Origin of the sequence: Nostoc sp. (assembly GCF_036917235.1) — a bacterium.
Taxonomy (GTDB): Bacteria; Cyanobacteriota; Cyanobacteriia; order Cyanobacteriales; family Nostocaceae; genus Nostoc.
The window spans coordinates 58,332-67,937 of sequence record NZ_JBALDU010000110.1 but is presented as its reverse complement, the minus strand read 5'-3'; the positions used below and the strand labels follow the sequence as shown (position 1 = coordinate 67,937).

Here is a 9,606-nt window from a genome sequence, read left to right as displayed (position 1 = left end):
TTGTTCAATCAGAGAACTACCCATAATTTTCCTCCCCTCAACACTTGCAATTTTACCTGTTTTAGGGAATGAATCAGCCCTGCTTAAAAAGGGGGCTTTCAAGGTTCCCCCCTTTTTAAGGGGGGCTAGGGGGGATCTAGATTTCAGGTGTTCAGCGTGTAAGTCCTGATTTTGTTCCCTTGGGGAATTTCCATCAATTCCTATATAAACAACATTCCAGATGGGAAAAGGCTTTGAATTTTCCCTTGTAGGGGAGAGGTTTGGAGAGAGGTTTTCTAAAACACTACTTAACAGCGCTTCCAACTCCTGTTGAGCGCCGTAACCCCAATAGCCAAGAAAGTGATGCGGGATACCCATCTGGACTATTTAACTTCAAAGGTTGCATCGCTAATCTGCCGACCTTCTAGGAACATCTGCACCTGCCAATTGCCAACAGTTGCAGCCGGGTTAATAGTGTAGCGACACTGGGTATCCCAGACAGACGTATTAATTTCGCGGGTTTGATAGTTGTTTTGCTTGACAATTTGACCGCTTGGGTCAATCCAATTACAAGAGAGAGCCAGCTTTTTACCCAAAGGTGCATCCTTTAGAGTGACACGATACAACACTTCTGGATTGGTTTGGCGAGAAATTGTCTTTAAGTCGCCGCCATTATCTTGTGTCAAAGTGATGCGGTCTTGTTGAGTATAAACACGGGAAAGTGTAGAACTTTGCTGCTGCATGAAAAATATTGTAGATGCAATGACAATTACTACAATTGCCACGACTCCAGAGGTAATCCATCGATTCCGGCGTTGTTGTACTTCCAGTGCTTGGCGGCGATTTAACTGAATCAGCGCTTCACCTAGTAACTCTGGCGGTAAATTCAACTCCTGTAAAATTTCTTTAACCTGCTGTTGGTCTAGTTCCGCTTCCCGACGCAATTGCAGACCTTGTACTTCTGTGACTATTTGTGATAATTGCTCTTGAGTCAGTCGCTGCGTCATAGCTTAACTCCTGTTGGAAAAATTTGATTGCGATCGCTAATTACGTGTAATCAGAAGAACTTTGAACTTTATATATTAGATATCTCACTTTTGTAAGTACATCATAAGCTACAAAAAAAGGTTGTTGTTTTCCAGATTCTTTCTGAGATACTTTTGTAAACACAGACGCGATGAATCTTCGCCAGCAGGTAAAGATATTTTTGACCTTAATCCTGGTGAAAAGTTTATTGTCACTACCTTTGACGATCCTCGTTCTTCTAAGTCTGACCTGATGGCTACACGTAGTGGTAGACTTTATATCGTTCGATTTCCAGAATTTATTAATTTAGAATCACGCTTTGAAGCAGCCCAACCAGGTAGCTTTGGTATATCTTTATATACCTATGGGGTTAAGGGAATACAGGAATATTGCGATCGCATCAAGGCGAGTACTGCACAAAAAGTTACAGACATTATTAGTAATGAATTTGGCGAGACAAGTTTCTCCTTTATCGCACCAGATGGCTATTTCTGGACTTTGCTAGAAGGTAATTAACTAGACATCTGACGAAAAAGAATGTAGATACGCAAAATTTTGCGTCTATTACTTATTACCTATAGGACTCATATTTGATTGCGTGAAAAAGCTCAGTAGAACTAGGAAGCCTTCTTTCCCTTGCAAGCGTGCCTATTGCCTATTCCCTGTCTACGCCAATTCCTTTGAAACTGGCTATGAAAGTATTTTTCGTATGTTTCAACGAACTTTTGCTCTTAGCTAGAGACTTGAGTCTCTAGCTGTTCAAGTATTATTGCAATAGTATTTTTTCAATGGATTTAATAAAAATCCCCAATACCTCCTTCCCATTAGTTTAAATTTCTCTATTTCCGCCAATAGAGAGTTCTTTTTTGCTATGTTTCAACTCTTTCCAAAGGGACTTAATTTGCTCGTAAGCCTCTTCCTGAGACAATTTTCCCCCAGTTTCTAGGCAAGTGATGTAACTAATTTTTTGAGAGAATTCTTGGAGGTTAGCATTAAACACTAAGTTCTCTGGCTGAAATTTCCCATAATACCGGCTACGAGGGTAAAGAAAGTTGTTTTTGTCTTGCGAGTTAGGTTGCGTCATAAGTTTTCTCTTGTAGTTCTTTATTAAATTTATAAACTAAAACTTTTCTCTTTGTGTATATACACAGGATAAAATTCAAATTCCTGAAAAAAGAAGTTAATTTTTTAGTTCAATATTAGGATAAAGCAGAAGGAAAGGTAATTAACTGTGGAAAATACTGAAATAAGTTCCTAACCTAGCAAAAGGAGTAAGTCAAATAGCATATTGCTGATTAAACTCGACTTGATAAAATGCGGCTCAAATAATATCATGCCCCCAAAATTAGTTATGATTACCATAGACTTTAGTTAAGGTTGATAGCGAAGGCTAAAGTAAAAGCCATCATCCTGAGCGTTATTACCACGATCGCTCAGATCGATAAATGGAAATCCATAATCGAGGCGCAAAAACAGATTATCAATTCCCATTGCCTGATTCCACAATAATCCTAAACCTGCGCCCACCAAAAAAGTTTGATTGGGTAGCGGATTGGGATTATCAGACTGATTCCAGACGGCTCCCATATCTAGAAATGGCGCAAGTTGAATTGTCGATAATCCAGATTCATTGCGCTGCACTGTAAACCGATCTTCGATCGCTACCCGAAATCCATTATCCCCAGAACGGATATTTTGGCGATATCCCCTTACCGATTGTCCACCGCCAATCACAAATTGCTGGGATGGTAAAAGGCTATCTGGTGTCAGCTGCAAGTCTGCTTGAATGAGCAATAAATGATCGTTACTGAGTTGCTGCACGCGCTGTATTTGACCTAGCCAACTAAAAAAGCGACCATCGGGTATGGGGTCATTGTTGATAGTTGCATCTAATATATCAATGCCAAAATTAAATTGCGATCGCAAAAACCAAGCTCCTTGAGGTTCGCGCCTGATATAATCTTGACCAAATTTAATTACACTGGTGCGGCTAACACCATTGGCATCAGGCCCAATGCCAAAGGGGGTTGCGAGGTTATCAAAAAGGAAGGTTTGACCATCTTGATAGGTAAATCCTAAAGATAGGGCAAATTCTTCTTTGGGCGATCGCATCAATGGTTGACGATAATTGATTTCATAAAGATCCTGGTTTGCCCGAATGTCAAAGGCATCAAAGGGTGGCTCAGTAATTTCGTTGCGATTAAATGCGGCTCGAATCTGCACTTTGCCATTCATGGCGTTCACGGGAACCTGATAACTAAAATCAAAGGCATCGGAACCACCAGAGAGTGTATGGTAATAGGAGCCAGCTAACTCATCTCCCATACCGGTTAAATTGCGCGATCGCAATTCAACACCCAATCTTTCTGCGCCAATACTGAGAGGCGAATAATTATCTACACCCAAGCTACCAATTAAAGTTTTTGCCTCTTCAACTCTGACAACGAGAATACTTTGACCAACCTTACCCGTTGGACGCAGACGTGCTTCCACATTAGTAAATAGGGGATCGAGTCGCAACAATTTCAGTTGTTCTTCGAGCTTACCAGTATTCAGAGGAATACCAGCACCTAGTTGAATGCGACTACGAATATAAGATGGATTTAATCGCCGCGTCCCTTCGATATTAATCTCTGTCAAACGCCCTTCTAACACCCGAATTACCACAATACCATCAGGGTTACTTGATTGTTGAGTCTCTGGAATTGCTCTGGAATTTATATAGCCTTTATTTAGGTAAAGCTGGGTAACGGCATCGGCGGCTTGTCTGATTTCTTCTAAAGTTAAGTCCCGTTCTTCAAACGGTTTCACTACTGGATTAAAATCATTTTCCTTAAAAACTGTGCTACCTACAACCTGAATTTTCCGAACCCGAATCCGTTGTGGGGTTTCTGGTTGTGGGTTCGGGTTAGTTGCTGGGGTAGGTTCTGTTGCTTGTACTATTTGTAACTCTGACTGACTGCTATTTTGAATCGAGTCAGGTGTAAAAATATTTGCTGTAGCTCTCAGTCCATTTGCAGTGAAAATCCAGACCACAGGCAGAACTAGCAAGCTGCACCGAAAACTGAAACTGTGCTTACTGCATTTAGTAGTCGCCAAACTCCGCCAATTGTCTAACTGATGAGAGAAATAGACAATTCTTTGCTGAGTCGTTGCTCTAGGCTGAACACCAGTTTCTGTTTCTTTTCTCATTTATCCTCAATGGAGTGCCTTATTTAACGACTGGGCTGATTTTGATTTTTGAGTATGCAATGGCTGTATGAGTATTTCAATATCATATTTTTGATATTCAAATTTCAAAAGATTTGTAACTAAAACTATAATTAACAGCGATTTCTTCTAAGTGATAGTCCCTAGCATTATATTGTGGTAACAGGTAGAAAACTTGGGAAAACTTCGATGTCACCACTGATTTCCATTGTCATCGTCAATTACAATCGGGAGTCTTACCTTCAAGAAGCGATCGCTAGCGTCTTAGCGCAGACATGGCAAGACTTTGAGCTATTAATTTGGGATGATGGCTCTACAGATACATCGGTGGCGATCGCCAAAAACTATGCTCAACAAGATGGGCGAGTGCGGGTAGTCCAAGCACACCATCAAGGAGTTGCTGCGGCTTGTAAGGCAGCGATCGCTCAAACTAGTGGCGCTTACATTGGTATTGTAGACAGTGATGATATCCTAGCCCCTACCGCCCTCACCCAAACCGCTACAGTCCTCAATCGCCACCCAGAAACAGGATTTGTTTACACCGACTACTTAAATATTGATCCAGATAGTAAAGCGATCGGCTACGGTCATCGTTGTAACATACCTTACTCTGAAGAAGGTTTGTTGGTAGATTTCATGACTTTCCACTTCCGCTTGATGCGCCGTTCAGTTTACAACCGAGTGGGAGGTGTTAACGAATCGTTCTCTTGCTGTGCCTATGATTATGACCTATGTCTGCGACTTTCAGAAGTAGCCCAAGTGCTACGAGTCAAAGAGCCACTCTATTTCTACCGAAATCATTCTCAAAGCATCTCTGTTACTAGAAAAACAGAACAAATACTCTGGTCACAGAAGGCGATCGCTCAAGCACTTTGGCGACGCGGATTAGCAAACAAGTTACAAATCGATGTAGAATTGCCCACAGGTCGCTTCATATTGCGGCGCAAAAAATCTTTATTGTCTAATATCGCCGCTTCAGTCCTAGTTATTGCCTCCCTGGTAAGTCCCAAATTAGCCCAAGCACAACAAATAGTTCCTGCTAACGATGGTACAGGTACAATTGTGACTCCCAACGGCAATCGACTTGATATCACTGGCGGCACAACTTCTGGTGATAATGCAAACCTCTTTCACAGCTTTCAACAATTTGGCATTCAACCAGAACAAATCGCCAACTTTCAAGCTAGTCCGGCGTTGCAAAATATCCTTGGTCGAATTACAGGCGGGAATGCCTCAGTCATCAATGGTTTAATTCAGGTAACAGGTGGCAATGCTAACCTTTTCTTGATGAATCCAGCCGGATTTATTTTTGGAGCAAAGGCCAGCTTAAATGTGCCTGGTGCTTTTACGGTGACAACAGCTAATGGTATTGGCTTTGGCAGCAGTTGGTTCAACGCTATCGGTGTTAATGACTACACTAATTTAGTCGGAAACCCCAACGGATTTGCCTTTAGTATGAACCAGCCAGGAGCGATCGCAAATGCTGGAAATTTGGCAGTAGGTGCTGGGCAAAATTTGAATTTATTAGGCGGAAATGTAATCAACACCGGGCAACTTTCAGCACCAGGAGGGCAGATTTCTGTCACATCAGTACCAGGACAAAATTGGGTGCGTCTTAGTCAGCCAGGAAATCTGCTGAGTCTAGAAATTCAGCCCCTCACCTCTAGTAGCACCCAACCCAATAACTGGACAATTCCCATTGCATCAATACCCGAACTGCTCACAGTTGGTAACACAGGGTTAACTGCCAATCCTGATGGAACTGTAAAATTGACAAACTCCAATGTCACAATTCCGACAACTCCAGGTACAACGATTGTTTCTGGGAAAGTGAATGCATCGAGTCAAACAGGCGGTACAGTAACTGCTTTGGGTAAAAAAGTCGCAGTGATTGATGCCAATATTAACGCCTCTGGGAATAATTGCGGCGGTACTGTGCTAATTGGTGGAGATTATCAAGGTAAGGGGACTTTACCCAACGCAGATCGGACTTATGTGGACTCAAAATCCGTCATTAATGCTGATAGTCATTTGAATGGAAATGGCGGACGGGTAATTGTTTGGGGTAACGACACAACCCAGTTTTTTGGAAAAATTTCGGCTCGTGGAGGAGCAAATGCGGGAAATGGTGGTTTTGTAGAAGTATCAGGCAAAAATTTTTTGACCTTCAACGGTTTAGTAGATACTTCAGCCGTCAACGGCAACTTTGGCACTTTATTGATAGACCCCAGCACATTGACAATTATCGATGGTGCAGCAGGGACAGGTGATTTTGATGCTACAGCAGGCAATATTGCCTTTGGCGATGCAGATATTGGGGCTAACACTGTTTCTTGGGGTGCGATCGCACTTTCAGGTGCAAATATCAACTTACAAGCCACAGGGAATATTACCATCAATGACATCACCGGAGCGACGCCAGGAGTGACTACCCCTGGTGTGGCTACATTAAACTTGGGTAATGGCGGTAGCTTCAGCCTGAGTTCACAAACCGGTTTTGTAAACTTTGTTAATCCTACCAACACAATCGGCACAACCGGAGGAGCCATTAACATTTCGGGAGCTAGCTTATCACTAGGAAATCTAGACACAACTATTGATTTCAATAGAAGCGGGGATATAAACTTGTTTGCGAATGGCAACATTAGTGCAGGCAATATCATTGCCAGTGGACAGGGCTACTCAGCAGGTAATGTTCAAGTAGTAAGCAGCAATGGTGGAATTACCCTAAATCAGATAAATACCAGCGATAGTGGAGGGATTGGCAATGCCACGGGTGGAACGGTAACTTTGACTGCGGCAGGCGATATCCTTGCGGATACCATTAACTCCTCTTCCAATGATGCTGGTGGCTTAGGTACAGGCGGCAATGTAGTCGCAACAACCACCGCAGGCAGTATCACCACAGTGGCAATTAACTCGTCTGTAGTCAAGTTTTCAGGTGGCGATTTTATAGGTGCAGCTGGCACAGTCAGTTTAACTGCTAGAGATAATATCACCATAAATGATGCCATTAATGCCTCAGCGATCGCCCTTGGAGTCGATGGTATTGGAAATGTTACAGCTGGCAACGTTACTTTACAGACTACCAATACATCTGGTAGCAATATTCGTTTTACCAACATCAACACCCAGTCCATAGCAGACGATTTTGTTGATGGAAACACAGTTCAAGGTGGCAATGTGCAAGTGCTAACCAACGGACTGATTCAAGGAATCGGAACGGGTGAAGCGATCGCAACTGGTGGATTTTTTACTAGTGGAGGAGTTACTAACGTTCAACCTCTTGTGGGAGGTACTATCAGAATTCAACACGATGGTGGCCCAAACAATGTAGATTTTATTGTCGGTGATGCAAGTGTCAATGGTACAGCAGGGTCAATCACTACAGGTGACAATTCAATAATCGCTTCAAACAGCTTTCCCGTCTTGCCAAATGGTGGAGATGCTAGCGGTACACCAACCGGCATCACCATTACATCTATCAACACACCGCCGACATTAACAGCCAACTCATCGCTACCCGATACCCAGACCAATCAACCTGTTACTTTAACGTTCTCTAGTTTGGCTCCGCTAGTCAGCGATGGTAATAACGACATCACTTCCATCAAGGTCGATGTCGTGAATACGGGAAATATCACTGTCAATGGCGTTCCCGTCATCCCTGGTGTTACGACCTTATCTAGCGGCGATACTTTGGTATACACGCCTCCAGCAGATACAAATGGGTCACTAAATGCCTTTGTAATTAGTGCAAATGACGGCGTTTCCTCTTCTGCACCTGTACAGATAGGAATCAACGTCAGTCAAACTCCTACTCCGAATCCTGAAACACCAAATCCTGAAACACCAAATCCTGAGACTCCAAATCCTGAAACACCAAATCCTGAAACTCCCAATCCTGAAACTCCGAATCCTGAAACTCCAAATCCTGAAACTCCAAATCCTGAAACTCCGAATCCTGACCCCTGCACATTCCAATGCAATCTACCAGTTAAACCAAATAACCCTGTTCTCAATAATCCTAAGATTGATAACCCCGTTCTTAATACCAACCCCACTCCCGAAGACAATTTCACAGATGATTTTGCCGACCATTTAGGCATACCCACCCCTAGAATCAAAACCCTAGATGATGCCAAAGAAATTGCTCGCAAAATTGAAGAAGCTACTGGTGTGAAACCTGCATTTATCTACATCAGTTTTGTCCCTGTGGAAATTCTACCAGAGAGAAATTTAAGCAAAGGTCAAAAACTTACAAAACAGTTAAATACCGTAGCAGAAAAGGATAGCGATCAGCTAGAAGTAGTAGTAGTAACAGGAAAAGGCAATCCTATCCGCAAGCGCATCCCAGAAACAACTAAAGCCAAAGTTCTTCAAGTAGCTCAAGAATTTCGTGACCAAATCGTTAGTCCCCAAAACCGTCGCCGCACAGGTTATTTGCGTTCATCTCAACAACTTTATCGCTGGATTATTGCACCATTAGAGGCAGATTTACAAGCGAGAGAAATCAACAATCTGGTCTTTCTACCAGACATTGGGTTACGTTCAACCCCAATGGCAGCACTTCACGATGGTAAGGGATTTATAGTAGAAAAATACAGTATTGGCTTAATGCCTAGTCTTAGTTTGACTAATACCCTCTATAAAGACATTAAAAAATCTCAAGTTTTAGCGCTGGGGGTTTCTCAGAGTACTCAGGGACAAGAGCCTTTACCAGCAGTCCCCCTTGAGTTATCAACACTAGTATCTAAACTGTGGCAAGGCAAATTATTGTTAGACAAGCAAGCCACCTTAGAAAATCTCAAAACTATCCGCCGCCAACAACCTTTTGGAATTATTCACATGGCAACCCATGCCGATTTTGCTACCGGTGCTTTGAGTAATTCCTATATTCAACTGTGGGAAGACAAGTTACGCTTGAACCAATTACGACAATTGCGCTTGAATGAACCTGAAGTTGAAATGCTGGTATTGAGTGCTTGTAGAACAGCTTTAGGGGATGAAGAATCCGAACTGGGATTTGCGGGTTTAGCAGTGCTGGCAGGTGTGAAAACTAGTGTTGCTAGTCTTTGGTCGGTTAATGATGCTGGCACAGCAGCGTTGATGACAAAATTTTATCAGAACTTAAAGACAGCTCCAATTAAGGCAGAAGCTCTCAGACAGGCTCAGATAGCTATGCTCAAAGGGCAAATTTATGTCAAGGATGGACAAGTGCAAGGTTTAGGAGTGGTTGGGAATTTGCCTTTACCTGCTGACAGTGCTGATGAATCACTTATGCATCCTTATTATTGGGCTGGATTTACAATGGTTGGTAATCCCTGGTGAAGGTAGGAAATATGGAGTCAGAGAGCTAGGGGGAGAAAGAGATTTTTGTTGTTGCGATTA

General features: G+C 42.6%; 4 protein-coding genes and 2 pseudogenes. 2 read left to right on the top strand and 4 right to left on the bottom strand.

Annotated features, from left to right (window positions below; genetic code table 11):
- Nucleotides 1-357: pseudogene (locus V7K44_RS31545) on the bottom strand (hypothetical protein); the annotation flags it as partial.
- Between the two features lie 5 nt (nucleotides 358-362).
- The gene (locus V7K44_RS31540; protein ID WP_334937767.1) at nucleotides 363-986 is read right to left on the bottom strand and encodes a DUF3859 domain-containing protein; all 624 of its coding nucleotides are present in this window, start codon (nucleotides 984-986) and stop codon (nucleotides 363-365) included.
- Nucleotides 987-1,158: 172 nt separating this feature from the next.
- Here V7K44_RS31540 and V7K44_RS31535 point away from each other — a divergent pair.
- Nucleotides 1,159-1,521, top strand: a pseudogene (locus tag V7K44_RS31535) (VOC family protein); the annotation flags it as partial.
- 313 nt (nucleotides 1,522-1,834) lie between these two features.
- On the opposite strand, the gene V7K44_RS31530 reads toward V7K44_RS31535, so the two are convergent.
- Entirely contained in the window at nucleotides 1,835-2,089 is a 255-nt protein-coding gene (locus V7K44_RS31530) for a DUF7219 family protein (protein ID WP_334937765.1), read from the bottom strand.
- A gap of 287 nt (nucleotides 2,090-2,376) precedes the next feature.
- Entirely contained in the window at nucleotides 2,377-4,197 is a 1,821-nt protein-coding gene (locus V7K44_RS31525; protein ID WP_334937763.1) for a ShlB/FhaC/HecB family hemolysin secretion/activation protein, read from the bottom strand.
- Nucleotides 4,198-4,404: 207 nt separating this feature from the next.
- On the opposite strand from V7K44_RS31525, the gene V7K44_RS31520 reads away from it, so the two are divergent.
- Nucleotides 4,405-9,546, top strand: coding sequence for a CHAT domain-containing protein (locus V7K44_RS31520; RefSeq protein WP_334937761.1), 5,142 nt, complete (start codon nucleotides 4,405-4,407; stop codon nucleotides 9,544-9,546).
- The last annotated feature ends 60 nt before the right edge of the window (nucleotides 9,547-9,606 follow it).

Bases quoted from the DNA above. Each gene is read 5' to 3' on its own strand.
- V7K44_RS31540 (WP_334937767.1), bottom strand. From the start codon at position 986: ATGACGCAGCGACTGACTCAAGAGCAATTATCACAAATAGTCACAGAA.
- V7K44_RS31530 (WP_334937765.1), bottom strand. From the start codon at position 2,089: ATGACGCAACCTAACTCGCAAGACAAAAACAACTTTCTTTACCCTCGT.
- V7K44_RS31525 (WP_334937763.1), bottom strand. From the start codon at position 4,197: ATGAGAAAAGAAACAGAAACTGGTGTTCAGCCTAGAGCAACGACTCAG.
- V7K44_RS31520 (WP_334937761.1), top strand. From the start codon at position 4,405: ATGTCACCACTGATTTCCATTGTCATCGTCAATTACAATCGGGAGTCT.